The 25,966-nt window shown below is 72.3% G+C and carries 16 protein-coding genes and 1 tRNA gene; 13 read left to right on the top strand and 4 right to left on the bottom strand.

The genetic code is table 11. From position 1 onward, the window contains the following. Positions 1 to 51 precede the first annotated feature (51 nt). The 13 genes from GA0070607_RS01305 (at position 52) to GA0070607_RS33155 (ending at position 19,644) form a co-directional block, all read left to right on the top strand. Positions 52 to 975 (top strand): ParA family protein, encoded by a 924-nt coding sequence (locus tag GA0070607_RS01305; RefSeq protein WP_074318652.1) that lies wholly within the window; start codon positions 52 to 54, stop codon positions 973 to 975. A 41-nt stretch (positions 976 to 1,016) separates the two neighbouring features. Then, positions 1,017 to 2,048 carry a segregation and condensation protein A gene (locus GA0070607_RS01300; RefSeq protein ID WP_231930745.1) on the top strand — a complete coding sequence of 344 codons (1,032 nt, stop codon included), beginning with the start codon at positions 1,017 to 1,019 and terminating at the stop codon, positions 2,046 to 2,048. After that, positions 2,041 to 2,970 (top strand): SMC-Scp complex subunit ScpB, encoded by a 930-nt coding sequence (scpB, locus tag GA0070607_RS01295; RefSeq protein WP_089016515.1) that lies wholly within the window; start codon positions 2,041 to 2,043, stop codon positions 2,968 to 2,970. The genes GA0070607_RS01300 and scpB overlap by 8 nt, the downstream gene beginning before the upstream one ends. Then, complete coding sequence (locus GA0070607_RS01290) at positions 2,957 to 3,727, top strand: pseudouridine synthase (RefSeq protein ID WP_089016514.1); 771 nt, start codon at positions 2,957 to 2,959, stop codon at positions 3,725 to 3,727. Before scpB ends, GA0070607_RS01290 begins: the two co-directional genes overlap by 14 nt. Before the next feature lie 194 nt (positions 3,728 to 3,921). Then, entirely contained in the window at positions 3,922 to 4,602 is a 681-nt protein-coding gene (gene cmk / locus GA0070607_RS01285) for a (d)CMP kinase (RefSeq protein WP_089016513.1), read from the top strand. 76 nt (positions 4,603 to 4,678) lie between these two features. Next, positions 4,679 to 6,082 carry a ribosome biogenesis GTPase Der gene (gene der, locus GA0070607_RS01280; protein ID WP_089016512.1) on the top strand — a complete coding sequence of 468 codons (1,404 nt, stop codon included), beginning with the start codon at positions 4,679 to 4,681 and terminating at the stop codon, positions 6,080 to 6,082. A 194-nt stretch (positions 6,083 to 6,276) separates the two neighbouring features. Then, positions 6,277 to 6,350: transfer RNA gene (locus GA0070607_RS01275), tRNA-Pro, on the top strand. Between the two features lie 681 nt (positions 6,351 to 7,031). Beyond that, positions 7,032 to 7,907: a DUF4132 domain-containing protein gene (locus GA0070607_RS01270; RefSeq protein WP_089016511.1), complete on the top strand. Its 876-nt coding sequence runs from the start codon at positions 7,032 to 7,034 to the stop codon at positions 7,905 to 7,907. Beyond that, positions 7,904 to 12,634 (top strand): hypothetical protein, encoded by a 4,731-nt coding sequence (locus tag GA0070607_RS01265; protein ID WP_089016510.1) that lies wholly within the window; start codon positions 7,904 to 7,906, stop codon positions 12,632 to 12,634. Before GA0070607_RS01270 ends, GA0070607_RS01265 begins: the two co-directional genes overlap by 4 nt. 285 nt (positions 12,635 to 12,919) lie before the next feature. Then, positions 12,920 to 13,747 (top strand): ATP-binding protein, encoded by an 828-nt coding sequence (locus GA0070607_RS01260; RefSeq protein ID WP_408630936.1) that lies wholly within the window; start codon positions 12,920 to 12,922, stop codon positions 13,745 to 13,747. Beyond that, positions 13,740 to 17,186 carry a DUF5682 family protein gene (locus tag GA0070607_RS01255; RefSeq protein WP_231930743.1) on the top strand — a complete coding sequence of 1,149 codons (3,447 nt, stop codon included), beginning with the start codon at positions 13,740 to 13,742 and terminating at the stop codon, positions 17,184 to 17,186. Before GA0070607_RS01260 ends, GA0070607_RS01255 begins: the two co-directional genes overlap by 8 nt. Continuing rightward, positions 17,183 to 18,988, top strand: coding sequence for a hypothetical protein (locus tag GA0070607_RS01250; RefSeq protein ID WP_089016508.1), 1,806 nt, complete (start codon positions 17,183 to 17,185; stop codon positions 18,986 to 18,988). Before GA0070607_RS01255 ends, GA0070607_RS01250 begins: the two co-directional genes overlap by 4 nt. Before the next feature lie 464 nt (positions 18,989 to 19,452). Further along, on the top strand, positions 19,453 to 19,644 hold the full coding sequence (locus tag GA0070607_RS33155) for a hypothetical protein (RefSeq protein WP_231930741.1): 192 nt from the start codon (positions 19,453 to 19,455) through the stop codon (positions 19,642 to 19,644). A gap of 317 nt (positions 19,645 to 19,961) precedes the next feature. Here GA0070607_RS33155 and GA0070607_RS01240 read toward each other — a convergent pair whose 3' ends face one another. The 4 genes from GA0070607_RS01240 to GA0070607_RS01225 are packed head-to-tail and all read right to left on the bottom strand — an operon-like array spanning position 19,962 to position 25,964. Then, complete coding sequence (locus tag GA0070607_RS01240; protein ID WP_089016507.1) at positions 19,962 to 22,712, bottom strand: glycoside hydrolase family 38 N-terminal domain-containing protein; 2,751 nt, start codon at positions 22,710 to 22,712, stop codon at positions 19,962 to 19,964. After that, on the bottom strand, positions 22,709 to 23,857 hold the full coding sequence (locus GA0070607_RS01235; RefSeq protein ID WP_089016506.1) for a Gfo/Idh/MocA family protein: 1,149 nt from the start codon (positions 23,855 to 23,857) through the stop codon (positions 22,709 to 22,711). The genes GA0070607_RS01240 and GA0070607_RS01235 overlap by 4 nt, the downstream gene beginning before the upstream one ends. Further along, the gene (locus GA0070607_RS01230) at positions 23,854 to 24,765 is read right to left on the bottom strand and encodes a sugar phosphate isomerase/epimerase family protein (RefSeq protein ID WP_197701225.1); all 912 of its coding nucleotides are present in this window, start codon (positions 24,763 to 24,765) and stop codon (positions 23,854 to 23,856) included. Before GA0070607_RS01230 ends, GA0070607_RS01235 begins: the two co-directional genes overlap by 4 nt. Continuing rightward, positions 24,756 to 25,964 carry a CehA/McbA family metallohydrolase gene (locus GA0070607_RS01225; protein WP_089016505.1) on the bottom strand — a complete coding sequence of 403 codons (1,209 nt, stop codon included), beginning with the start codon at positions 25,962 to 25,964 and terminating at the stop codon, positions 24,756 to 24,758. The genes GA0070607_RS01230 and GA0070607_RS01225 overlap by 10 nt, the downstream gene beginning before the upstream one ends. Positions 25,965 to 25,966 lie beyond the last annotated feature (2 nt).

Here is a 25,966-nt window from a genome sequence, read left to right as displayed (position 1 = left end):
CGTCGGACGGCTCCGACGCCGGGTGGGTCGTCGGGAGGGGGCACTGAGGACATGGCTGGCAACGGTGACCGTGCCGAGACCTGGACGTCGGAGCTCCGCGAGCAGCAGGCCACGCTCGGCGCGGACCTGGGTCCGGCGGATCCGGCGGCCTACACGATGCGCAAGCCGATCCCCGAGCCGATGCCCACCGATCGGCACGGTCCGGCGCGCATCATCGCGATGGCCAACCAGAAGGGCGGCGTCGGCAAGACCACCACCACCATCAACCTGGGCGCGGCGCTGGCTGAGTACGGCCGCAAGGTGCTGCTGGTCGACTTCGACCCGCAGGGCGCGCTCTCGGTGGGGCTGGGGGTCAATCCGCACAACCTCGACCTGTCCGTCTACAACCTGCTCATGCAGGACGACGTCCTCGCCGAGGACGTGTTGATCAAGACGGACGTCGCCGGGCTGCACCTGCTGCCGGCCAACATCGACCTCTCCGCCGCCGAGATCCAGCTCGTCAACGAGGTGGCTCGGGAGATGGCCCTGGCCCGGATCCTGCGCACTGTCCGCAAGGAATACGACTACATCCTGATCGACTGCCAGCCCTCGCTCGGTCTGCTGGCGATCAACGCGCTGACCGTCGCGCACGGTGTGCTCATCCCGCTCGAGTGCGAGTTCTTCAGCCTGCGCGGCGTGGCGCTGCTGCTGGACACCATCGACAAGGTGCGCGAGCGGCTCAACTTCGACCTGGAGCTCGAGGGCATCCTCGCGACCATGTACGACAGCCGCACCACACACTGCCGGCAGGTGCTGCAGCGGGTCGTCGAAGCGTTCGGCGACAAGGTCTACCAGACGGTCATCACCAAGACGGTGAAGTTCCCCGAGTCCACCGTGGCCGGCGCCCCGATCACCACACTGGACCCGGCGTCCTCCGGGGCACGCAACTACCGCCAACTGGCCCGTGAGGTGATCGCCGCCCAGTCCGAGCGGTAGCCGGAACGCCCGGTGCCCGCCTCGTGGACTACGGTCGTGCGGTGACCGCGCCACCCCTCGACCCGCCGGCCGGGCCGCACGAGGCCGCGGCCCCGGCGGTCGCCGCCGAGCTGGCCGCCGAGGTCGACGGCGTGCTGCCCGCCGAACCGGCGAGCGCCTCCGGCTTCACCGTGCGGCTGGCCAACTTCACCGGCCCGTTCGACCTGCTGCTGCAACTGATCGGCAAGCACAAACTCGATGTCACCGAGGTGGCCCTGCACAAGGTCACCGACGAGTTCATCGCCTACATCCGGGCCATGGGCGACAAGTGGGACCTCGACGAGGCCAGCGAGTTCCTGCTGATCGCCGCCACCCTGCTCGATTTGAAGGCGGCCCGGCTGCTGCCCGCCGCCGACGTGGAGGACGAGGCCGACCTCGCCCTGCTGGAGGCGCGGGACCTGCTGTTCGCCCGGCTGTTGCAGTACAAGGCGTACAAGGAGGCCGCCGCGCACATCGCCGAGCTGGAGGCGGTCGGCGGTCGGCGCTATCCGCGGGCGGTCAGCCTGGAACCCCGGTACGCCGAGGCGCTGCCCGACCTGGTGCTCGGCATCGGCCCGCAGCGGCTGTTGAAGCTGGCCGTGAAGGCGATGACCCCGAAGCCGGTGCCGGAGGTCTCCATCGCCCACGTGCACATGGTCCGGGTCAGCGTCCGGGAACACGCGGGGATCCTCGCCGCCCGGCTGCGCCGCGCCGGGACGGCCACCTTCTCGCTGCTCTGCGCCGACTGCGAGGTCACCCTGGAGGTGGTGGCCCGGTTCCTGGCGCTGCTGGAGCTGTACCGGGAGGGGCTGGTGGCGTTCGTGCAGGAGCAGGCTCTGGAGGAGCTGACCGTGCGCTGGACCGGCCCGACCGACGGCGACACCGAGCTGCACGTCGACGAGTACGCCGGCAGCCCGGCCGACCCGGAGGCGGCGGGCGCGGCGGGGCTGGATCCGGCGGTTGCGGCCGAGCCGGATCCGGCGGGCCCCGACCGGGCGGGGGATGCTGAGGGGTCGGACGGGACGGGAACGACGGAGGGGGAGCGCGATGAGTGACGAGGAACGCCGGGACTCCCTGGCCGATCAGGCCGCCGCCTGGGTTCCCCCGTGGGAGCGCCCCCGCCCGCCCGCTCCCACCACCCCCGAGGTCGACGAAACCACCGCGGAAACCGACAAGGACCCCGTGGAAGGCCCAACCCCGGACACCGCAGTCCCCGCCCAGTCGACCGCGGAAGATCTTGGAGCCGAACCGCCCCTCCAGGAGCCGGAATCTTCCACGATCGCGGGTGCGGCGAGCGCGGGCGGGCTTGAGCCGGGCGCGGGGGAGTCGGACGCGCCGGTCGTGGGGGAGGGCGGGGCTGGGGACGTACCCCCTGGGCCGGTTGTGGGGCGGCGCAGGGCGCCGGCCGCGCCGGAGCCCGCGCCGGAGCTGTCCGACGCCGAGCTGCGCGGCGCGCTGGAGGCGATCCTGCTGGTCGTCGACGAGCCGGTCAGCGAGCTGGTCCTGGCCCAGGTCGTCGAGCAGCCGGCCGAGCGGGTCGGGCCGATGCTCGACGAGATCGCCGCCGGTTACACCGCCGCCGGGCACGGTTTCGAGCTGCGCCGGGCCGCCGGCGGCTGGCGGCTCTACACCCGGCCGGAATACGCGACCTATGTCGAACGGTTCGTGTTGGACGGGCAGTCCGTACGGCTGACCCAGGCGGCGCTGGAGACCCTCGCCGTGGTCGCCTACAAGCAGCCGGTGACCCGATCGCGCATCTCGGCCATCCGGGGTGTGAACTGCGACGGGGTCATCCGTACGCTGGTCACCCGCGGCCTTGTCGAGGAGTGCGGCACCGAACCGGACAGCGGGGCGTTCCTCTACCGGACCACCACGCTGTTCCTGGAGAAGCTCGGGCTGAACACCGTCGACGAGCTGCCGCCACTCGCACCCTTCCTGCCCGACGACGTAGAAGAGCTTGCCGATGCGACCCGATAACCGTTCCCCGAAACCCGACGCCCCCGTCTTTGAGGGGGCCGAGCGCCTGCAGAAGGTGCTCGCCGCCGCCGGCGTGGGTTCCCGGCGCGCCTGCGAGGACCTGATCTTCCGCCGCAGGGTGACGGTCGACGGCCGCGTCGCCAAGCTCGGCGACAAGGTCGACCCGGCCACCGCCGTGATCCACGTGGACGGCGAGCGCCTGCAGGTCGACACCCGCCTGGTCTACGTGGCGATGAACAAGCCGCGCGGGGTGGTCACCACCATGGCGGACGACAAGGGACGCAACGAGCTGGCCGAGTTCATCGGCAACCGGGTGGAGCAGCGGGTCTACCACGTCGGGCGGCTCGACGCGGACAGCGAGGGCCTGCTGCTGCTCACCAACGACGGCACCCTCGCGCACAAGCTCATGCACCCCTCGTACGAGGTGCTCAAGACCTACCTCGCCGAGGTGGTCGGGCCGATCCCGCGCAACCTGAGCAAGCGGCTGCTGGCCGGCGTCGAGCTGGAGGACGGGCCGGTCAAGGTCGACTCGTTCAAGGTGGTGGACACTCTGGGTAAATCCGCCCAGGTGGAGCTGAGCCTGCACGAGGGTCGCAAGCACATCGTCCGGCGGTTGATGGAGGAGGTCGGCCACCCGGTCACCCGGTTGGTGCGTACCTCGATCGGCCCCATCCGGCTCGGTGAACTGCGCACCGGCCGGCTCCGGCGGTTGACCAACGCCGAGGTCGCGGCCCTGTTCAACGCTGTGGGTGACTGACCCCCGAGTTCGGGGTACGGCTGCCGGTAGGCTCCGTGACGGCCGAGACGCGGCCGCTCGGGTGGCGTGGGTCGCCTCCGGCGGCATCGCGCGTGGGTCCGCCACGGACTCCGGGCATGATTGATGACGATGGACAACCGCTTGCGGCGCCAGATCACCGGGCGATCCGTGAGGTACGGGCTGAGGAGGACACGGTGGAGCAAAACGTACGGGCCGGGCGATGTGTGGTCGCTGTGGACGGGCCGTCCGGTTCGGGTAAGTCCACCGTCTCGCGGCGCCTCGCCGTTGGCATCGGTGCACGCTACCTGGACACCGGGGCGATGTACCGGGCGATCACGTGGGCCGTGTTGCGCTCCGGCGTGGACCTCACCGACGCCGCGTCGGTGGCGAAGGTCGCCGGCGAGGTGGACCTGCGCATCGGCACCGACCCCCAGGGGTACGGCGTGACAGCCGACGGCGTCAGCGTGGACGCGGAGATCCGCGGCCCCGAGGTGACCGGGGCGGTTTCCGCCGTCGCCGCGGTGCCGGCGGTCCGCGAGCTGCTGGTCGCCCGGCAGCGCGAGATGATCGCCAACGCCGGCCGGATGGTGATCGAGGGCCGGGACATCGGCTCGGTCGTGGCGCCGGACGCCGACCTGAAGGTCTTCCTGACCGCCTCCGAGGCAGCTCGGGCGGCCCGGCGCAGCGCCGAGGACGCGGCCGACGTGGCGGCCACCGCCGCCGACCTGGCCCGCCGGGACCGGCTCGACTCCACCCGCAAGGTCAACCCGCTCGCCCAGGCGCCGGACGCCGTGGTGCTGGACACCACCGAGCTGGGCATCGACGAGGTCGTGGCCCGGCTGCGCGACCTGCTCACCGAACGGGGCGTGGCATGAGCGAGCGCAGCGAGCGAATCATCAAGTTCAGTGCGGACGTGCCTCATGACGTTCCGGAGCGCAGCGGAGGAGCGGCATGAGCGAGGGTGCGGGATGGGTGGAGCTGCGTGAGCCGGACGTCGCCGTCGAGGAGCCGACCGGCCCGCAGCCGGTGGTGGCCGTCGTCGGTCGCCCCAATGTGGGCAAGTCCACGCTGGTCAACCGGATCATCGGCCGCCGGCAGGCGGTCGTCGAGGACGTACCCGGGGTGACCCGGGACCGGGTGCCGTACGACGCGCAGTGGAACGGCCGGGCGTTCACCGTGGTGGACACCGGCGGTTGGGAACCGGACGCGAAGGACCGGGCCGCGGCCATCGCGGCGCAGGCCGAGACCGCCGTGGTCACCGCGGACGTGGTGCTCTTCGTCGTCGACGCGATGGTGGGCTCCACCGACGTGGACGAGGCCGCGGTGAAGATGCTGCGGCGCAGCGCCAAGCCGGTGATCCTGGTGGCGAACAAGGCCGACAACACCGCCATCGAGATGGAGGCCACCTCGCTGTGGTCGCTGGGCCTCGGCGAGCCGTTCCCGGTCTCCGCGCTACACGGGCGCGGCTCCGGCGACCTGCTGGACGCCATCCTCGCCGCGCTGCCCGAGGCACCGGCGATCGTGGAGAACCGGCCGCGCGGGCCGCGTCGGGTCGCGCTGGTCGGCCGCCCGAACGTGGGCAAGTCCAGCCTGCTCAACCGGTTCTCCGGTGAGGAGCGCGCGGTCGTCGACTCGGTCGCCGGCACCACCGTCGACCCGGTGGACAGCCTGGTCGAGATCGGCGGCCAGACCTGGCAGCTGGTGGACACCGCAGGCCTGCGCAAGCGGGTCGGTAAGGCCAGCGGCACCGAGTACTACGCCAGCCTTCGTACCGCCGCCGCCATCGAGGCCGCCGAAGTGGCCGTGGTGCTGCTCGACTCCAGCGAACCGATCAGCGAGCAGGACCAGCGGATCCTGTCCATGGTCACCGAGAGCGGCCGCGCGCTGGTCATCGCGTTCAACAAGTGGGACCTGGTCGACGCCGACCGCCGGTACTACCTCGACAAGGAGATCGACCGGGAACTGCGCCGCATCCCCTGGGCGATCCGGTTGAACCTGTCGGCGATGACCGGCCGAGCGGTCGACAAGCTGGCCCCGGCGCTGAACAAGGCGCTGGCCAGCTGGGAGACCCGGGTGCCGACCGCACAGCTCAACCAGTGGCTCACCGCGCTGGTACAGGCCACCCCGCACCCGGTGCGCGGTGGGCGCGCGCCGCGGATCCTGTTCGCCACCCAGGCCGGGGTGGCGCCGCCGCGGTTCGTGCTCTTCACCACCGGCCCGCTGGACGCCGGCTACCAGCGCTTCGTCGAGCGCAAGCTCCGCGAGGAGTTCGGGTACGAGGGCAGCCCGATCGAGATCTCGGTCCGCCCGCGCAAGAAGCTCGGCCCCGGCGGACGAGGCAAGGCGCACGGCTGATCTGTTCTCCAGAAAATGCCGGATGGGGTTTCGCCCATCCGGCATTTTCCTGCCTTCCTCCCACCCACCCTCCTAGGATGCTCTAGGGGCTGTGGGGTAGTTCGGTGACACGGCGACCCGGGTGGGGCCTGTGCGGAAGAGCGAGGCTGCTGCGCTAAGCTGTACCGGCTGCCGCGGGGGAAACCGCGCGGGGGCGGGACGTGGCGCAGCTTGGTAGCGCACTTGACTGGGGGTCAAGGGGTCGTCGGTTCGAATCCGGCCGTCCCGACAGTGAGAGGGTTTCGCAGGTCAGTGACTTGCGGAAACCCTCGATTTATTGTTGTGGCTCAATGAAGTGGCGCGTAAGGCGCTGCTGGACCCCTTAACTCGGGTGGTCCTGCGAGCCGATCTTGGTTGTCTCCGCGGTGAATCGCCTGGTAGGCGTACTGCATCGGCGTTGTTGTGGTCACTTCACTTCTGGACCTCTTAACGGCAGGCGATTTCAGACAGACGGACATGTTCCGCCCTGCCGCGATCGGCTCTTTTGGCCGCACTTCGTAGTGCCGACCGCCGACGGCGAGTCGCTCACTGACCGGATGGACTCGGTTGCGAGGTCCCGCCGCAGCTCGCCGAGCTTCAAGCGCTTTTCCGGGTCCGCCCGCCAGTTCCGTGACCCGTCGCCCTGCCCTGCATTGTCCTGGTTGGTCATCATGCTGGGGCAGTCCGATGGATCGCGACCGCGTCGGTGCGTCCGGCGTAACGAGCATCCAGTCACGTCCAGGGATGAGCAGTTGGTCATCGGACTGTGGAGATGTTCCACCAGCATGTACCCGTAGAAGGTCGCGCCACCGCCATCGAGGACGGTGGCCTGCGCCCACGATTTCCTGCTGCACCGATCGGGGCACGGTGATCTCGAGTGTCGGTCGCGGATGGCAGAATCCCGCTCACTGCGCGGCGGGAGGAGATCAACATGGGCTGGCTGGCGGCCGGTGCCGACTACGAGGTGAGCCTGGAACGCGGGAAGGTGATCGCGCGTAACCGCCAGGGCAGGCTGCTCAAAGGCCTACCGAAGGCTCTGCGTGACACCGATGTGGTCGTCGGCTTGCGGCAACTCTCGGAGTGGTTGAAGCGGCACGAGGTTTCCTGCCGGCGGGAGGTCGAGCAGTGGATGGTGCGGTCGCTGCCCGTGCCGACCACCGTGATCTGCGAGGTGTGGGCAGACGAGGCATGGCGAACGTCGCTGCGTGATCTGGTCGTCGTGCCGATCGACGGTGCGGGGCGATGGGACACCGACCGTGCGGGGCTGCTGCGTGACGCGGACCCCGAGAAAGGTCTCGGTGTGGTGGACCTGGACGGCGAGAGTGGCCGGCTCACCGCCGTGCAGGTCGTCCTGCCGCATCCGGTTGGTCTGCCTGATCTGGCAGATCTGCGGGAGTTCGCCGCGGACCTGGGGGTGCGGCAGGAGACGCTGCAGTTGTTCCGGGAGGTGTGGGCGCTGCCGGAGTCACTCGACGAACGGCGGCGCGACCTGCCCCGATACGCCGGGGGCCGCTACAAGGAGTTGCGCCATGTGCAGGCGCGGGCGACGTCGGCGGGCTATCGCGTGCAGGGTGGCGCGGCGTCGGTGCGGGTGTGGGAGGACGGTGTCCCGATGGTCGCGTCGGTGTGGATCGGCGAGGGCGACCCGCTGTACGAGACCGAGATCGGCCCGCTCTATTTCACCGATCCGGAGGGGGAGGCGGTGGCGTTGGCGGCGGTGGGGCCGGTGGCGTGGTCGGAAGGAATGCGGATGGCGGCGAATCTTCACGCCGGACGGGTTGTCGACGAGGACGGTGAGCGGGCGTGAGTGAGGCGCTGTTGGAGGCGGGGGCGATCCTGCCTGGCGGTGAGGCCCAAACCGGACGTGACGTGATGGCCGCGCGTCGCTACACCCATCCGGCGCTCACCGGTCGGACCGTCGTCCGTCTGGCCGGGGCGACCCTAGGCGAGGCTGAGGACCTGTCGATGGAGTTCCTCGGCTTCAGCCGTACCGCCGAACCGACGCCGGTGGGCACGGCCCGGCGGCAGTCGCTCGGGTTTCCGGCCTGGGCGTTGATCAATGATCCAGCGAATGGTCGGCACGCGCTGGCGATGGTCAAGGACATGGCCCGGCTTGCGCGAAGCGCCGTTTCCAAGCCGGGTAACGCCCGCGAGGGTTACCAGCAGCTCGCTGTGCGGCTGGGTGCGGCGGCGCCGCATTTCCTGCCGACGTTCTGGGAGGAGGCCGGGCGGGCGTTCCGCGCCGCGGACAACCCGCGGATGGCCGGCGGCTGCTTCGCCGAAGCCCGGCGGGCCGAGCAGGTGCACGGGCTGACAGTGAACGAGGAGCGGCTGCGGGAGGTGCACCTGGAGTTCGCCTTCGCCGGTGCGCTGACGGCGAAGATGCTCACCGAGTACTCCCGCGCGGTCGCGACGCGGCAGCCGGCGACCGAGGCGTACGAGCTGGTGCGGACCCTGGCAATTCGTCGCGTCGCTGGGGGGCTGCCGCCGTACGCCGGGATGGCGGAGGATCTGCGGCGGCTGGCGAAGGCGGCCGGCGTGGACGTCGAGGAGCAGGCCGAGGCGGTGATCCGGCAGTTGCTGGCGTTCCCCGCGATGACCCGCTCGGGCGAGGCGGTGTGGAAGGCGTACCGCAAAGCCCTGCTGCGGCTGGCCAAGCATGACCCGGCGGTGCGCGCGCGGTTGGCGGAGATCTTCCCCGAGCCGCCCGGTTGGTCCACCGACGTCACCGACTTCTGGCTGGAGCTGCTGGACGCGGCGGGCACGCTCGATCTGCTGCGTGACGAGGCGGCGACGGTGTCCGCGGCGCGGTGGCTGGAGCGGCTGATGGCGCTGCGGGAACGGCGCAGCCGGCGTCGTTGTGAGCGGCTCATCCGCGTCGTGGCGGACCTGGTGCCGCGGCTGCGGGCGGAGGGCCGGCGGGTGACGTTGTGGAGCGGCTTCGCTCACCGGGCCGACCTGGACGTTCTCGACGTGTGCCTGGCTGGTGGGGTGCCGGTGGTGATCGACAGCGACAGCGGTGCGTTCAACGTGTCTCCCTGGGTGCACGACGTCGGCCCCGGCCGGCGGGACCTACGCGCCGTCGCCGCCGACCCCAGGTGTCGGGTCCTGCTGGCGCGGGGGGCCGCCGACGCCCTGTCGGAGCTGCACAACAGGCAGGGGTCGGGGCCACTGCCGGCGCGGTTGGTCACCGAGACGCTGGGCACGGCCGGCCTGCGGGAGGTGCTGGCCGAGCTACTCGTCGAACGGGCCGCCCGGGTGCCGGAGGGCACCGTGATCGGCTTGGACGAGGCGCTGTCCCAGCTCGCGGCCGTGTGGTCGCCCGCCGGTGTGGCGTTGGCACCGGACGCGTTCACCGCCCTGGCGAAGGTCGACGTGCCCGCGGTACTCGCCCGGTCACTGCGAGCCGGCCTGGTCGCGGAGCTGTCCTGGCCGGCGTACGAGCAGGTGGCCGAGGACAAGCTCGGCCGACGCTTCGGCGACGGTTGGCCGCAGCTGGTGGTGCACGACAACCGGGCGGCGCACATCGTCGACGTCGACGTGCCGACCGGTGAACACATGTTCCGGTATCCGCCCTCGGACAGCCCGCACGCGCGCAATTCCCACGTTGACACCATCTGTCGCCTGGTCGGCGGGCAACTTCTGGTCACCTGGTACGGCAGCAGTGGCCGGCTCGTCGGCTACTGGTCGGCCGACCCGGACGAGCTGGTCGAGCCCGGCGAACCGGCCGACCACGCCCTGTGGGGTCGCCGGTCGCTGCCGTTGCCGTTGCCCGGTGGCGCGATGACCACGGGCAGTCGGCCCTGGCACGCCGGGGACACCCGCAGTCCGGCCGCGACGTATCCGGTCGCTGGTGACGGGGTCTCGTTCTGGCGGTGTGAACGGCCCACCGATCCGACGCCGGAGGAGCGGCGCTGGCGGGAGTACGACCCGGCGACGGGCGAGGGTGGCCGGTACAGCCTGCCCGCGTTCTTCGCCGCCGACCTGCCCCCGGGCGCGACCCTCCTCGCTGACCTGTGCGAGGTGCGGCCGGCGCCGGCCGGGTTCGCCTCGTCGCCGCTGGGCTGGCGCGACGGGCTGGTCGGGTGGCGGGTGACCCGCCTGCCGGACGGCACGCAGGTGGGGGAGGGCATTGACGGGCGGCGGGTGTCCTGGCACTCGAGCGCGGTCCGGGCCAGCCGCAACCCGTTCCACAGCGACGCGCTGGTTGCCGGCCTCCGGCTTCCGGGCAGCGACGTCGTGCTACCGGTGACCGGGCGGCCCCATCACCGGGCCGAGTTGGAGCTGACCGTGTGGAGTGCCGACGGTCGAGAACCGGTGGACCGGTGCCGACCATCCCGGTACCTTCCGCCGCTGGCCTGGTGGCACGCACTGGCCCCACGCGATGTGCCGGGCTCGGCCCGGCTGCGGCGGCTCGACGCCGCTGACGCGATCCGGCTGATGGCGATCGACGACACCGTCACGAAGTCCACCGAGATCAACGCGGTGGCACTGGCCCTCGTCACCGAGGTGCTGACGGAGGTGACCGATCCGGTGCTCCGTACCGCCGTGGCGGAGAAGGTGGTGCGCGCGGTACGGCTACGTCGGCGGCTCGAAGGGCTGCCGCAGCTGTTGGCGACCGAACCGGTTGACGACGGCATGGTCGATGCCCTCGCCGATGACGTGCTGCGCACCGCCTGGTCCGGGCTGTTGCCGGCGGAACGGTTCACCTACTACAGCGGCAGAGCCCAGACGCGGCGGGAGATCCTTCGGCAGGTCACCGCGGTCGCCGACCTCCTCACGGCCGGGACGGTCGAGGACGTACCGCAGGCCAGCCCGACGTGGGTGGACGCGCTCGGCGGACTCGGCGCCCTGGCCGTCCGCGCCGCCGCACCGGTCACCAGCGAGCAGGACCGCCTTGCGCTGACCCAGTTGCTGTCCACCCTGGCCGGTACCGTTCTGACCGACTCGGCACAGGCGGTGCGGGTGCTGACCGCGGCGTGGGACGAGGCGCCCCCGGAAAACCAGCGGGTCGTTCAGCGCGACGGTGACCAGGTCACGGTGCTGCTGCCAGAGCGCAGCCCCACCTGGTACGCCGGGCGGAGCAAGCAGTGGCGCCGCACGGCCGTGCAGCTGTCCCCGAATGGGCCGTTCACCCCGCCGCCCGGTGCCACCGTCGAGGCGGAGACCGTCGCTGCCGGCTGGTGGGGCGCTGATCGCATCAGCGCGTTCTGCCGGCTGCTCACCGAGCAGGGCCCGGCTCCATGGCGCGCGGAGTGCGTCGACGACCTGGTGCAGCGCACCGGCATGACGCGAGCCGAGGCCGCCCTGCTGCTGGCTGGTCTCCCCGGCATCGACGACTGGCAGGCGAACTTCCTCACCGCCGACCAGCGGCGCGTTCTCGGGGTGAACACCACCCAGGCGCGCACCGCACGCGACGCGTTGAAGTCCCTGTCATACGGGCACCGGATCGCGCTGGTGGACGCGGCGATGCCGCAGGACCCGGCCGATCTGTGGCGCAAGGGCCCGGACGTCGACCGCCTCGCCACGGCATGGCTGGCACTGCGCGGCACCCGCGTCATCATCGGCGAGCAACTGCTCGCCGACGCCACCCGCATCCTGCCCACAAACCGAGCGGCCGACATCCTGCAGACGATCGCCAACCCTGCACCCGAAGGCTGGCTGACCACCGACGGGGAGAGCCAGCCCGGCGACTGGGGCCGACTGGAGACCACCGCCACGAGCGGAACTCCGTTCGACGGCAACCACCTGTACGGATGCACGGTGGCATTGCTGTGGCTGGCCTACCAGCTGCCGTGGGGCGATCCGATGCGCGATGCTCTGCCCCGAGCGTTGGAGCTGTTGCGGCAGCGGCTGCGCAACCCGCGGCTGCTGATCGGCGCCGGGCGACATGAGGTGGACGAGCCACCCCAGGTGGGACCGGCGCTGGTGGCCGGGCACACCTTCCGGGACGAGGTCGTGCACCACCTCGCCCCGGCCCGCCTCAGCGGACCGCAGGACCCGGCGGTCAGCTTCATCTCCGGCCCGGTCGCGGACGCGCTGCGGCTGGTGCTCTCACCGGACATCGCAGCGGCGCTGTCCACCCCGGACGGCGCCAGCGGCGAACATCGCGACGCCCGGATCAGCGCACCCCACCTGGTCGACTCCGTCGCAGCTCACACCGGCCTCGACCGGGATTCGGCCGGCTACTACCTACAGCTGCTCGCCCTGCCGAACCCCACCGATGTCAACGTGCGCACCTGGAACGCGTGGAAACCCGCCACCCTCAAGCACGCCCAGGCGGCGCTGCGCGACTCCGGACTGGTGGTGGCAGGCAAGCGGGAACGCGCCGGCCGCGGCGTCTTCCTCCCCGGTGGCTGGCTTGCGGCGAAGAACCCCAACCCGCCCATGGAGAGCTGGAAGCAGCCGCTGTACCTGTTCCTCAATGGGTTGACCCTGGTCATCCGCACGACGCCGGAGCTGTTCCGCACCGCCTGGGATCGTGTGACCGCCGGTGACACACCCCGCTACCTCGACCTGCAGGAGAAGGCGTGAACGCCCGACAGATCGACCCGCCGGAGCACCTGTACGCCGACGAGCTGGCGTTCCTGGCTGCCGCCGACCGCGGTCCCCGCCCGCCCGGCTGGCAGCTGACCCCGCGGGCGGTGGTGACGTTCATCGCCGGCTCCGCCCGGCCGCCCCGTGCACGGGCCCGACGGCCGTCAGGTCACCATCGCGGCGAAGTTCGTGGGGGAGCGGGCCCTCATCGAGCGGTGTGTCGTGACCCTGGCCGGTGAGCGGGGGCTGCTGCTCGTCGGCGAACCGGGCACCGCCAAGTCGATGCTGTCCGAGCTGCTCGCCGCTGCCGTGTGCGGCACAAGTGCCCTGGCCGTGCAGGGTACGGCCGGCACGACCGAGGAACAGCTGCGCTACGGCTGGAACTACGCGCTCCTGCTGGCCAAGGGGCCGTCCCGGGAGGCACTGGTGCCCTCGCCGGTGCTCACCGCGATGACCACCGGTGCCGTCGCCCGGGTCGAGGAAATCACCCGCTGCCTGCCCGAGGTGCAGGACGCACTGGTGTCGATCCTGTCCGACCGTCGGTTGGTCCTGCCCGAACTCCCCGACGACTCCGTGGCCTACGCGGCTCCTGGCTTCTGCGTCATCGCCACGGCCAACCTGCGAGACCGGGGCGTGTCCGAGATGTCCGCGGCGTTGAAACGGCGGTTCAACTTCGAGGTGGTGCCTCCGATCGCCGACTTCGACGCCGAGGTCGCCCTCGTCACCCGGCAGGCCCGCACTACCGTGGAACGGGTCGGCGCCGCGTACACGGTGGACGAGGCGGTGCTGGAGACCCTGGTGACCGCCTTCCGCGACCTGCGCACCGGCAGCACCGTCGAGGGCTGGGAGGTGGAACGTCCGTCCTCGGTCATGAGCACCGCCGAAGCGGTCGCCGTCGCCGCGTCGATCGGCCTGTCCACCGCGTACCTGCCCGGCCCGGACCCGTTGTCGCTGCTGCCCGGGCACCTGGTGGGTGTCGTACGCAAGGACGACCCGGCCGACCATGCGCGGCTGTTGGCGTACTGGGACGGCGCCCTGCGCCGCCGCGCCGAGGCCGGCGGCCGGATGTGGCGGCAGCTGTGGGAACAGCGCGATGTCCTGCGTGACTGACGACAGCGCAGCTGACGGCCCGCGCGCCGCCGTCGCACGTCTGAGCGACACCGGCCGCGTCACCCTGATCGGAGTGCGGCATCACTCGCCGGTGCTCGCCGCGGCGATCCCCGCCCTGCTGGACGCGGCCGCCCCGGACGCGGTGCTGGTCGAGTTGCCCGCCGACATGCAGCCGTGGCTGACCTGGTTGGCGCACCCCGACACCCAGGCGCCGGTCGCCCTGGCCGCCGCCAGCGGTGACGAGGGCGGACCGCTCGCCTTCTACCCGTTCGCCGACTTCTCCCCGGAGCTCGCCGCGCTGCGGTGGGCGCAACGGCGAGGCGTGCCAGCCCACTGCTGCGATCTGCCACTGAGCGACCCGGCGTGGCAGGAACGTCCGGCAGCCGTCGGACCGCAGGTGAGCGGGTACGCCGACAGCGTGCGGGCCACCCTGACCGGTCGGATTGGAGACGACCTGTGGGACCGCTGGGTCGAGGCGGCGGCCCCCGGCTCACCGCCCGAGGCGGTACGCCGGTCGGCGCTGGCAGTCGGCTGGGCAATTCGCAATGATGCCGCCGACGGCATCGGCGCCCTCGATCAGCGGCGCGAGGCGTGGATGCGGCAGCAGATCGCGGAGACCCCCGGCCGTCTCGCCGTCGTCGTCGGCGCCTTCCACGCCCCCGCCCTGACCACACCGGGACACCCAGCACCCACCACACCACCGACACCCGATGCCGAGGCGCCGGGACGTAGCCCGGTCATCTCCCTGGTGCCGTACTCGTTCGACCTGCTCGACTCGCGATCCGGCTATCCCGCAGGGATCCGCGACCCTCGCTGGCAGCAGGCTGTCCACGATGCTCACGCGGACCCCAGCACGCTGGCCGCCCACCTGCGCGGTTTCGCCGTCGAGATCACTCGGCACCTGCGGGACCAGGGACACCCCACGGGCCCGGCGGAGGCCGCCGAAATCACCCGGCTCGCCCACGACCTGGCCCGACTGCGGAACCTGCCCGCCGCCGGACGCGGTGAACTCGTCGAAGCACTGCAGTCCGTCCTCGCTCAGGGCGAACCGGCCGGCCGGGGCCGAGCGGTCGCCGCCGCGATGCAGCACACCCTGATCGGACAGCGCCGCGGTCACCCCTGCCCGGACACACCCGTCTGCGGGCTGACTCCCGCGACCACGGCTCTGCTACAGCAGCTGCGCCTGCCTGGCCCCGGTGACCCGTCCCGCACCGTTCGGCTTGATCCACTGCGTATCCCACTCGACCAGCGACGAGAGGCCACCCTGCAGCGACTGCTCGCCTGCCAGGTGCCCTACGCCGAGCCCGCAGAGACCACCACGGCCGAAACCCTCACCACCCGCTGGCGGCTGCACTGGCAGCCCGGCACCGACGCCGGGCTCGCCGCCGCCAGCCCACACGGTGTCACCCTCGCCCAAGCCGCCGCCGGCATGCTGAACACCCGGCGCCGCCGAGAGGTGACCGACGGAGGCCCCACCGCCGCACAAGCTGTCGCCGGGCTCGCCCGCGCCGCCGCCTGCGGACTACCCGACGCCGTCGACGTCCGCCTCACCGACCTGCACACCGCCGTGACCGGCACCGCCACCCTCGCCGGTCTCGCCGCCGCCAGCCAACTGCTCCAGCGGCTGCACCGGGGGCACATCCCCGCCACCCCGTCACCACCAGCCGGCCTCGACGAGCATCTGACACACCTGCACGCTGCGGCAGTCCGCGCCATTGACGGGCTCGCCGGATCCACCGACCCCGGGGACGCCCGCGCGCTGCTCGACCTTGTCCGGCACGCCGACGACAGCGGCCACCTGCTGCGCCTCGGCCACGCCGTCAGCCGCCTCGCCCGCGACGGATCACCGCTGATGCGGGGAGCGGCCCACGCCGTCCAGGTACTGCTCGGCATCGCCGCTCCCCACGAGTTCGGCGTGGTCCTGGCGTCCTGGACCGAGATGCCGGCCGTGGAATGCACCGACCGACTCCGCGGAGCGCTCAGCCTCGCCGGCGCCCTGCTCGAAGCCGGTGGGGACACACTGACCCCGCTGCTGAAGACCATCGACGGCTGGGACGACGACCACTTCATCCGCCGGCTGCCAGCGCTGCGCGGCGGCTTCGACGCGTTGAGCCCCGCCGACCGGGACCGCGTTCTGGACACCGTCCGTCACCGCATCGGTGACCTCGACGCGACCGTGAGCGTCGCACCGAGCCTGCTCGCCGACTGGCTCGCCGTCGACCAGTCGGGACGGCAGGCCCTGACCACCCTCGGACTGCCGCCGGGCAGAGACAACCACACCGCCGAGAAGTCGGCTCCACCACCGCCCCCGGCAGAACCCCGCCCGGCTCACCGAGCGCACACGCTGCCCGCCGCGCAGCGCTGGCGGCTGCTGCTCGGCCGCCGCCCCGACGACCTGCCACCGCACGCCCGCCGACTCGCCACCGCACTCGACGAGCTGTACGGCAGCGGCAGGGGAGAAGGCTCCCACACCGCCGCCGGACATGGCGGTGGGCGACAACCCGCATACCCGCAGGTGCGGGACTGGGCCGACGACCTCGAAGCGCTGTTCGGCGCCGCGGTACGCGACGAGGTGCTCGCCCGCGCCGCCGAACGCGGACGCGCCGACGCCCTGCTCACCATCGCACCCGAAGACGTCCGACCCTCTGTGGAACTGCTGCACACCGTGCTGGCGCTGGCCGGCGGACTTCCCGAGGCGCGGCTCAACCGACTGCGCCCACTCGTCGCCAGGCTCGTCACCGAGCTGACCGCGCAGTTGGCCCGACAGATCCGACCGGCACTGACCGGGCTCGCCACACCACGACGCACCCGCCGACCCACCGGGCGCCTCGACCTCGGCTCCACCGTGCACGCCAACCTGCACACCGCACACCTCGACTCAGACGGCGCAGCGCAGATCCGCCCCGAAAGGTTCGTCTTCCGCAGCCGCGGTCGACGCAGCGTCGACTGGCAGATCATCCTCCTCGTCGACGTATCCGGGTCGATGGAACCGTCCACAATCTGGGCGGCGCTGACCGCGTCCGTCCTCGCCGGCGTGACGACCCTACGAACCCACTTCGTCACCTTCTCCACCGAGGTTGTCGACCTCACCGACCGGGTCGCCGACCCGCTCAGCCTGCTGTTGGAAATCAGCGTCGGCGGCGGCACCCACATCGCCGCCGCCCTGCGCTACGCCCGGCAGATCGTCACCACCCCCAGCCGCAGCCTCGTCGTGCTCGTCAGCGACTTCGAAGAGGGGCATCCCATCGGCGGACTACTGGCCGCCGTCCGGGCGCTCGCCGACGACGGGGTCACCCTGCTCGGCTGCGCCAGCCTCGACGACCGGGGCCAACCCCGCTACAGCACCGCCGTCGCCGGGCAACTCGTGGCCGCCGGGATGCCCATCGCCGCGCTAAGTCCCACCGAGCTCGCCCGCTGGATCGGAGACCAGGTCCGATGAGCCTGCCCGCCGTCGCACCACACGTCACCGCCGACGCCGTCGCCGCTCTCCCCACCCGGCTGCGGTCCAAGCTCGACCAGGCTCTCGAGAAGCAGCCGACCTGGACCATCACCACGTCCGACTCTGGCGCGACGATCACCATCGACGACCACGTAACCGTCACCCTCACCGCCCCGGTCGAAACCGCGGACGGAGCCGCCTGCAATTGCCTGCTCGCACCACGCTGCCTGCACCGAGCCGCGGTGCTCAGCGCCGCACCCGTCCTGACCACGCACCCACACCACCCGGTCGCAGCCGGATCGGACGTGGCCACCGCCGAGGCCGTCGTGACCACCGAAGCCGACCCGCCCGGTCCCCCCGCCCCGTCCGCCACCGCCGACGAGAAGGCCGCCGCCACCCAGGTGCGCGACGTCGTTGCGCAGATCCTCGAACACGGGGTGGCAGGCGCCGGCGCGGTGACCCAGGCGGACCTGCTCCGCGCCATCCACCAGGCCCGCGCCATCGGACTGCCCCGGCTGGCGACAGCCGCGACCAGAGTGGTTGAACAACTGCGCTCAGCCCGCCTGAGCACCCCCGGGTTCCGGCTGGCCGACCTCACCGAAGATCTGCGCGAGGCACTGACCGTCTGTCACCTCCTGATCGAAGGCATCGGCGACCAGCGAGCCGCCCGGGGCACGAGCCGGCGCGGCTACGGCCCGGTCGGCGATCTGCACCTGTACGGGCTGTGCACCGAGCCGCTGCGCGCCACCACAGGCCACGTCGGCGCGGTCAGCTACCTCACCGATGGCAACGCGACCATCTGGAGCCTGGCACAGGCACGTCCCGGCGACGGCGACGCAGCCCGCAACGCCGCTCGGGCAAGCGTGAACCTCGGCGACGTGACGATCAGCCACCGCGAGTTGGACCGCGCCGGGATCATCGTCATCAACGCCCTTGCGTCCGTCGACCGGCGCCTCAGCCACGGCAGGACAGTGCAGGCCGTACGAACCACAGGCCGCACCTGGCACGAGGAACCAGTCGACGCCCTCTGGCGGCAACCGATCCCCGAACAGGCCGCCCGCTGGCTGAACGCCTTCGAGGTCGCCCAACACGAGCGGCCCGCCGGTCACGACCTCGCCTTCCTCGACGGCGTCCTCGCCGCCGACCAGCGAGGTCTACTCCTGCAGACGGCGCAACTGCCGGGGCCGGTCATCGTCCTCGCTCCACACGATGATCCGGTGCTTCCGTACGTCGCGAACCTGCGTCTGCTCGCCGCCCACGCCACCGGCATGCCGGTACGGATGATCGGGCGCTTCCACGGACCCCGCCAGGTCCACGGTCTCGCCGTTGCCGCGCCCTGGCTGCCGGACCGCTTCGGCGGACACGTCGACCTTGGCGTCGACCAGCTACAGCGCGCCGACCTACCCGACGCCGGAACCACGGAGACTTCCGGCAACGATCAACCTCAACCGCCGCTGCATCTCCTCACCCACCACCTGCAACGAGTGGTCGCCGCCGGCCGCGCTGCCCTGGTGCCGGACGTCGACCGGGACGCTCGGGCGCTCCTGGACGCCCAACTGCCGACAGCCGCGTCCGTGCTGCGCGAACTACGGCGCGCGGGTCACCGACGTAGCCGCGACGCGTTCGGCCGCTTGAACCAGCAGGACTCCACCGCCCTCGCGGTGGCCTGGCTGAGCGGTGCGGCCTATCAATACGCCGCAGCGACAGCCGTAACCGCAGAATCATGGCAATCCAACCGGGGTCGCGAGGTAGACGACAATGCTCACCGCGCTGAAGGCCGCGCCTGGCAGCCGTCAGCCTGATGCTGCCAAGTGCTATCCCGCGAGCAGCCGAGCCTCTGGGTCGCGCGCGACGCCGACAGCATTCACGCTGGGCTGAGGCCAGCTTCCTCGACTCCACTTCGGTATATAGCAGAACCGTCGGCCGGTATCGCCCCAAGTCATGGATACTGGGTCGCCGTCGCCCTCGGACTTGAACCCCGACGACGCCGGCCGGCAGTAAGGGAGTCGGGGTAGCGGGGAGTGGGCGTGCGGACTCCTTTACTCGTCCGGTCTATGCTTCAAGCGACCTGGACAAACGTGCGTGAGCATGCCGCTGGACCACCGGACTACTGGGGGTCAAGGGGTCGTCGGTTCGAATCCGGCCGTCCCGACAGCGAGAGAGTTTCCGCAGGCCAGCGACTTGCGGGAGCCGTCACGCCATTGCTCGGCATGGATGCCCTGGTCTAGCACGCCGCTATTGGACACCTTGAGTCGGACAGGTTGTCGTGCCACTCCTCGATCTTCAGAAGCTCACCACCGGACTGTCCCGGACCTGGGCCGGGTTCGTTCGCGACTGGGACCGGTCGCTGAGGGCCGGCAACTACCCGGAGACCACCCGCTACAACTACCTCCTCGCTGCCGCCCAGTCGGTATCTGGGGGAGTCTTTCCCCGATCCGGACGCCGACGCTGCGGCTGACGAGCCGTGCGCGGTGACCCGGGCGCACGTCGAGCCGTTCCAGGCCTGGATGATCGTGCAGAGGAAAGGTTTCGCCAGCCTGCGCGACGAGCCGCTGATTCGCCTGTTGTGTAACAGCGGTGCCGGCCTGTCCGACGTGGGTAACCTCCTCGTGGCCGATGTCGACCTGACCGCCGAATCGGTGCACTTCCACAGCAAGGGCGCCAAGGACCGACGGGTACGGTTCGGGCCAAGACCGCGCGGCCTTCGCGGGAGGAGCCCCGCCCGGCGTACTGCTCGGGCAGCAGTGGTCTCAGCACCGCCAATTTGCAAGTCGGTCAGACCGAAGCGTCGAGTTGCACCGTGACGATCTCCCAAGCCCGCAGCGGTAGCCGGACCAGCCCGTCACCGTCGACGGCCAGCGGTTTGCCGGCCCGGCCGAGCAGGTCGGTTTGCCACGCCCCGCGGATGGTCGCGCCACCGAGCACGGCGGTGGTGTCCACTGGAGTCTGCGCCACCAGCCGCACCTCGGTGCGGCCGGCGCGGTCCCGTACGCTGGTCAGCGCGATGCCGGAGCCGTCGACGGACAGCCCGCTCGTCGGCGCCGGCAGCGCGGCGGCCGCGTCGGCCGCGCCGGGGAAGGCCAACAGCTCGTGCCGGTACGCCTCGGCCGCCGCCAGCACCCCGGCTTCGTGCCAGGCGCCCCGGTACGGCAGTACCGCCAGCTCGACCGTGCGTAGGCCGCGGCACTGCGCCTCGGGCGTGGGCAGTTGCGGACCGGCGGGCTCGTCGCGCAGGGCGTGCTGGTTGCGTGACAGCATCCCGATCGCGCGCAGCAGGGTGACCGTCAGTTCGCGGCCGGAGTCGGTCAGCTCGTACTCGGTGGGCTGGGTCAGTAGCACCGCCAGCGCGCCGTCCGGTCCTCCGGCGGCGACGAACCCGTTGGCGGGGAAGGTAGGTAGCGGGACTTCACCGCCGCCACCCTCCGCGGTCAGCCCCCGCTCGACGACGGCGAACTGGCCCTCGGCGTACGAGGTGTCGGCCGGCGACGGCAGCGGCAGGTGCAGGCGGACACGGTGGTCGTCGCAGCGGTTGTCGAACTCGACATGCAGCCGGACGAACCGCTCGCCGCAGCGCAGCTCGACGCGGCTGGTGACGGTGATCGGCTCGCGGTCCATGGCGCGGGAGCCGGCGTCTACGTCGGCCGCCACCGGCCAGTGGTACTCCCGCACCACGTCCACGACGGCCACCAGCGGCCCGTTGTGGCGCACCACGGTGCGCACCGCCCGCGGCTTGTCGACGAGTTCGTCGGCGGCTGGCGGGGAGTAGTTGTAGCTGTCGCCCACGTCGCCCCCGTCGACGACGCGGCCGACCCCGCCCATGGTTACGCCGTCCGGGGTGGTCAGCGTCAGGGTGCCGTCCTCGGCGACGTCGACCCGCAGCAGCCCGTTGTCGAGGCTGCGACCGGCCACCGCGACCGGAGCGAACTCCGGGCCCGCCGTCGCCGGCAGGGGCACCGGCCGGACCGCGGCGCGCCCGAGCGGCGGCACCTCGACCAGGGCGGCCACGGCGGCCCTGGGGGCGGCGAGAATCCGTACCCGCCACCGGTCGGCTCGCCCGGCGGCGGCGAGCGCCAGCCGGACGTCCTCCACGTCGAAGGCGGGGTCGCCGTGCCGGGCCACGTGGAAGGTGAGGGTGGCGTCCTCGGGCGACACAAACCAGGCGGCGACTTCCTGGCCGTAGAGTTCCCGGCCGTGCACCCGGGTGAGCACGGCCGGCAGGTCGGCCGCCGCCACCACGTCGTCGGCGAGCAGCGTGCGGCCCCGGTCGAGGACCTGGGCGGTGACGCTGCGGCCGGCCGCGTCGGCCAGGGCCACCGTACTGTCGGACGGTGCCTCCACGTCCAGGTGCACCAGGGCGGTGCGGGCCGCCGGGCTGGGGTTGAACAGCAGATAGCCGTCCCGGGGCACGGCCGCGGCCAGCCGCGCGCCGACGAGGTCGCACACCGCCCGGCCGAGCTGGTCGGCCTCGGCGAGGCGTGCGGCGACCTGCTCGGCGGTCTCGTCGCAGCCGCAACCGGTCACCGAGTCGTGGCAGCTGGCGTCGATCAGCCGGGTCCAGGCCATGTCGAGGAAGCGCTGCACGGACGCGTCGTGGGTCAGCGCGGCGAGGGGTTCGGCGTACCGTTCGACGCGTCGCTCGGCGCGGTTCATCGCCTGCTTCAGGTGGCCGCGGACGGAGATCACCCCGGGCAGGATGTTGGCCCGGGCGTGCGAGCGCAGCTCGCCGCGGACGACCGGCAGTCCGTCGACGGTGGTCGGTTGGGTGGCGAAGTACTCGGTGAGCGTGCCGAGCCGCAGCCGGGTGTCGGCGAGGTCGGCGGCGGCGAGCAGGTCGGGGGCGTCCGGTGCCGGTGCCGCGTGGTCGGTGCCGTACATGGCGAGCGCGGGAGTGTCCTCTCCGTCGAACCGCCACGCGGCAAGCTTGCTGGCGAGGTCGCCGGCCCGGCGGGTGACCTGCGCGGCGTCGTCCATCAGGCCGGCGGCGTTGCCGTAGCCGCCGGGCAGGTACTCGGTCCTGACGGTGGTGCCGTCCGGCGCCTGCCAGGCGAAGGCATGGCGGTGCATCCGCTCCGGAACACCCCGGAACACGCACGCGTGGGCCAGCCCGGCACCGGCCAGGATCTGCGGCATCTGGGCGATGTGGCCGAACATGTCGGGCAGGTAGCCGACAGCCATGGCTTCGCCCAGCTCCGCACTGCGGCTCAGCCCGCGTTCGAGGTTGCGGACGATGTTTTCTCCGGAGCAGAGGAACTCGTCGAGCAGGATCTGCCACGGGCCCACCGCCAGCCGCCCGGCCCGGATCAGGGCGATCACCTGCTCTCGCCGTTCCGGGCGGACCTCCAGGTAGTCCTCGACCGCGGCGAGTTGCCCGTCCAGGGTGAACCGCTGCCGCGGGTCGCGCTCCATCCGGTCGAACACGTCGTCGAGCAGCGCCACCAGCCGCAGCCGGAACCGCTGGAACGGCTCGTACCACTCCCGGTCCCAGTGCGTGTGTGGGACCACGATGATCTCGGTCGGTCGCGTCATGAGCTCGCCGCCTCTCCGCCGATCGCCGCCCCGGTCAGCTCACCGTAGCGGCGTACCACCTGCTGGCTGGTCCGCACGTCGGCCGCGCCCTCGGCGATGCCGGTCAGCGGCGCGGCGCCCGCGGTGACCATCGCGTGGAACGCGACCAGCTCCTGCTCGAACGCCTCGATCACCGACCGGTACGCGGCCCGCCGCTCGCCGCCGCCGTGCTCGTCCACCACGGTCAGCGTGGTCGGCGCGTTGAGCAGGTACGGCGAGGGGAACACCAGCTCCAGCGAGCCTCGCGCGTGGTGCAGCGTGACCGTCTCTCGGTAGGCGGGGGAGTCCGGCAGGTTGAGCCACCGGATGCCGTAGCGGGCGCCGCCGGGCAGCTGCCCGCTGATCTCCACCGACGGCTCGATCGGGCCGTCGGGGGTAAGCGGCCAGGTGGCCACGTGTTCGACGGTGGTCGGTGCGCCGGTGAACAGCCGCAGCAGGGACAGGTCGTGCGAGACGCTGTTGATCAGAATCTGGTAGAGGGTGCGTGCGCCCGGGTCGGCGCCGACGGCGGCGTCGAGCAGTTCCCGATCGGCGGCGGAGAGACGGGCGGCCTCCTCGGCCGGCACGTCGCCGGTGGCCGGGGGTAGGTTCGCGAAGCGCAGCTGCCGGTCGCCGCCGGCGTGCAGCACGGTGACCTCGACCGCGTGCACCCGCTCCGCGCCGCCGAGTTCCGCCAGTAGTCGCGCGGCCTCGGTCACCGCCGGGTCGTACTGCTTCATGTAGCCCACCATCAGCGCCGGGGTGCCGGCGCCCAGCTCGGCCAGCCGGGCCGTCTCGGCGAGCGTGTAGGTCAGCGGCTTCTCGCAGAGCACCGGCAGTCCGGCGCGCAGCGCCGACGCGGCCAGCTCGCCGTGCGAGCCGGAGGTGGCCAGCAGCACCCCGTCGCAACCGCCGTCGGTCACCATCCGGGCCGCGTCGGTGTAGCGGCGGGCCGGCTCGACGCCGTACCGCTCGCCCAGTTCGGTCACCCGCGACGGGGACAGGTCGGCCAGCGCCACGATCTCGAACAGGTCACTACGGCGTTGCAGTAGCGGCAGGTGCACGGTGCGGGCGATGATGCCCAGCCCGGCCACCGCGATCCGGATCCGCTTGTTCGGCTCGGTCATCGCAGCGCCTCCTCGAGCCACCGGAGGTTGGCGTGCTGCTCGGCGCGGATCCGGTCCAGGTCTCGGCCGTCCTCGGGGCTGTCCTGCTCGATCACCAGCCAGCCGGTGTAGCCGACGTCGCCCAGGCCCGTGAGCACCCCGGCGAGGTCGACGTCGCCGCGGCCCAGGGCGCAGAAGCCGCCGACGGCGACCACGTCGGCCAGTCCGCCGCCGGCCGCCCGGACCCGGGCGTGGGCGGCGAGGTCGGCGTCCTTCAGGTGTACCTGGCCGATCCGCCCGGCCCAGCGTCGGACCGCAGCCACCGGGTCGCCGCCGGCCAGTGCCAGGTGCCCGGTGTCCAGGCAGATGGCGATGTCGGTGAGGTCGAGCAGCCGGTCGGCCTCCGCCTCGGTCTCCACGTCGGTGCCGAGGTGGTAGTGGAACACCGGCTCCAGGCCGCGGTCGCGGCACCGGTCGGCGGCCTGCTGCACCCGGGCGGCGAAGTCCGGCCAGGCCGCGGCGGGCAGCGCCAACGCCAGGTCGGTCGGGCTGCCCGGGCGGGCCATCCGGGCTGGGTTGCCGGGGCAGGCCAGCGTCGGCCGGGGTGCGAACCGAGGGTCGTCGGCCGGCGTGGCGGTGAACACATCGAGCGCGGCATCGAGCTGAGCAAGGTCCTCGGCGAATCCGGCCGGGTCGGCGAAGCGCAGATCGACCCAGCCGCCGGCGAGCGCGATGCCGGCCGCGTCCAGCCGGCGTGCGAGGGTCTCGCCGGTGCCGAGGTAGCCGATCGGGCCGGAGTCCACCCCGGTGTAGCCGTCGTCGGCCAGCGCCGCGAGCAGGTCGTCGGGGCCGACGGGCGCGCCGGTGGGCTGGTAGATGCCGTAGTTGACGGGGGCGCCGGCCACCCGTATGCGTCCGGTCAGCTGCACAGTGCGATCACCTCCATGCGGTGGGACTCCAGGACGTGCAGGCCGTCGTCGGCCGGCAGTAGGCACCGGTCGCCGCGGACCAGCCGGTGCCGGCCGTCCGGGTAGGCCAGTAGCGCGCCGTCGGCGTCGAGCGCCAGCAGCTCGTCGCCGAGCCGCAGCAGCAGCGGCCCGTCGGGGTCGGCGGAGACGGCGGTACGGCCGCCGCGCAGCGCGTCCAGCACGGCGTCGCCGAGTGCGGCGTCGCCCTCGGCGAGCACCCAGGTGGTGGGGGAGCCGGGCGGAGCGTCGTCGCCGGGGCGGTGGAAGTCGCTTCCGCCCACCGCCACGACGTCCGACCGCCACGCCCGCGCCCAGGCCAGCGGGGCGCCCCAGGTGCGGTCCCACCAGCCGGAGTGCCACACCTCGACCAGCGGGGTACGGTCGGCCAGCGGTTGACGCCAGGCGCAGTCGCCGCCGAGGGGGTGGTTGACCGACATCAGCCCGCCGGCGCGCCGGGCGGCGGCGAGCCACTCGTCCGGCGGGCGGCGGAAGTCGATCCAGCCCACCGGCCCGAACACGTTGGCGTGCCCCCGATCGGTGGTTACCTCCTGGCCGGGCAGCAGGGTGATGCCGTAGCGGGCCGAGGCGGCCGGCAGCCACGGGTGGTGGCTGACGGTGTTGTGGTCGGTGACGGCGAGGAAGTCCAGGCCACGGGCGGCGGCGAGCGCGGCCAGCTCGTCGATGGTCTGGGCGCCGTCGCTGTGCACGGTGTGCGCGTGCAGGTCACCGGCGAGCCAGCGCCGGCCGTCGACGGCGGGCAGGTCGCGGCGGGGCGGGCGGTCGGGGCGGGGTGGCGCCGCCGGTGCGGGTGGTAAGGGCGGCGGTGTGGTGCTGGTGGTGGCGGTGACCTCGTAGACCAGCCCGTCGGGTGGGATGCGGTGCAACCGCAGCAGCACCTGCCACTCGCCGGGTTCCAGCTCGCCCGGCAGGTAGCCGGGGGTGGCCCAGGCGGCGGCGACGGTGTAGCCGTCGCGGGCGCCGCCCGACCAGCCGCGGAAGCCGTCCGGCCCGATGCAGCCCAGGTCGAGCACCCCGGCCTCGCGGGAATAGTCCAGCCGGACGGTGAGCGTGGCAGTGCCTGGTGCGACGGTGACTGGCAGGGCGCGCAGCACGGCGTCGGCCCGGTCCTGCAGGGTCCACCTGCCGCGGTGCACGACCATCG

The organism is Micromonospora coriariae (genome assembly GCF_900091455.1).
GTDB classification, from domain to species: domain Bacteria; phylum Actinomycetota; class Actinomycetes; order Mycobacteriales; family Micromonosporaceae; genus Micromonospora; species Micromonospora coriariae.
The sequence above is the reverse complement of the archived record's forward strand: the minus strand, read 5'-3'. Positions and strand labels throughout refer to the sequence as shown.

What these genes read in the sequence shown, in the direction of transcription:
- GA0070607_RS01305 (WP_074318652.1), top strand. Translation starts at nt 52, where the DNA reads ATGGCTGGCAACGGTGACCGTGCCGAGACCTGGACGTCGGAGCTCCGC.
- scpB (WP_089016515.1), top strand. Translation starts at nt 2,041, where the DNA reads ATGAGTGACGAGGAACGCCGGGACTCCCTGGCCGATCAGGCCGCCGCC.
- GA0070607_RS01290 (WP_089016514.1), top strand. Translation starts at nt 2,957, where the DNA reads ATGCGACCCGATAACCGTTCCCCGAAACCCGACGCCCCCGTCTTTGAG.
- der (WP_089016512.1), top strand. Translation starts at nt 4,679, where the DNA reads ATGAGCGAGGGTGCGGGATGGGTGGAGCTGCGTGAGCCGGACGTCGCC.
- GA0070607_RS01270 (WP_089016511.1), top strand. Translation starts at nt 7,032, where the DNA reads ATGGGCTGGCTGGCGGCCGGTGCCGACTACGAGGTGAGCCTGGAACGC.
- GA0070607_RS01260 (WP_408630936.1), top strand. Translation starts at nt 12,920, where the DNA reads ATGCTGTCCGAGCTGCTCGCCGCTGCCGTGTGCGGCACAAGTGCCCTG.
- GA0070607_RS01250 (WP_089016508.1), top strand. Translation starts at nt 17,183, where the DNA reads ATGAGCCTGCCCGCCGTCGCACCACACGTCACCGCCGACGCCGTCGCC.
- GA0070607_RS01240 (WP_089016507.1), bottom strand. Translation starts at nt 22,712, where the DNA reads ATGACGCGACCGACCGAGATCATCGTGGTCCCACACACGCACTGGGAC.
- GA0070607_RS01235 (WP_089016506.1), bottom strand. Translation starts at nt 23,857, where the DNA reads ATGACCGAGCCGAACAAGCGGATCCGGATCGCGGTGGCCGGGCTGGGC.
- GA0070607_RS01225 (WP_089016505.1), bottom strand. Translation starts at nt 25,964, where the DNA reads ATGGTCGTGCACCGCGGCAGGTGGACCCTGCAGGACCGGGCCGACGCC.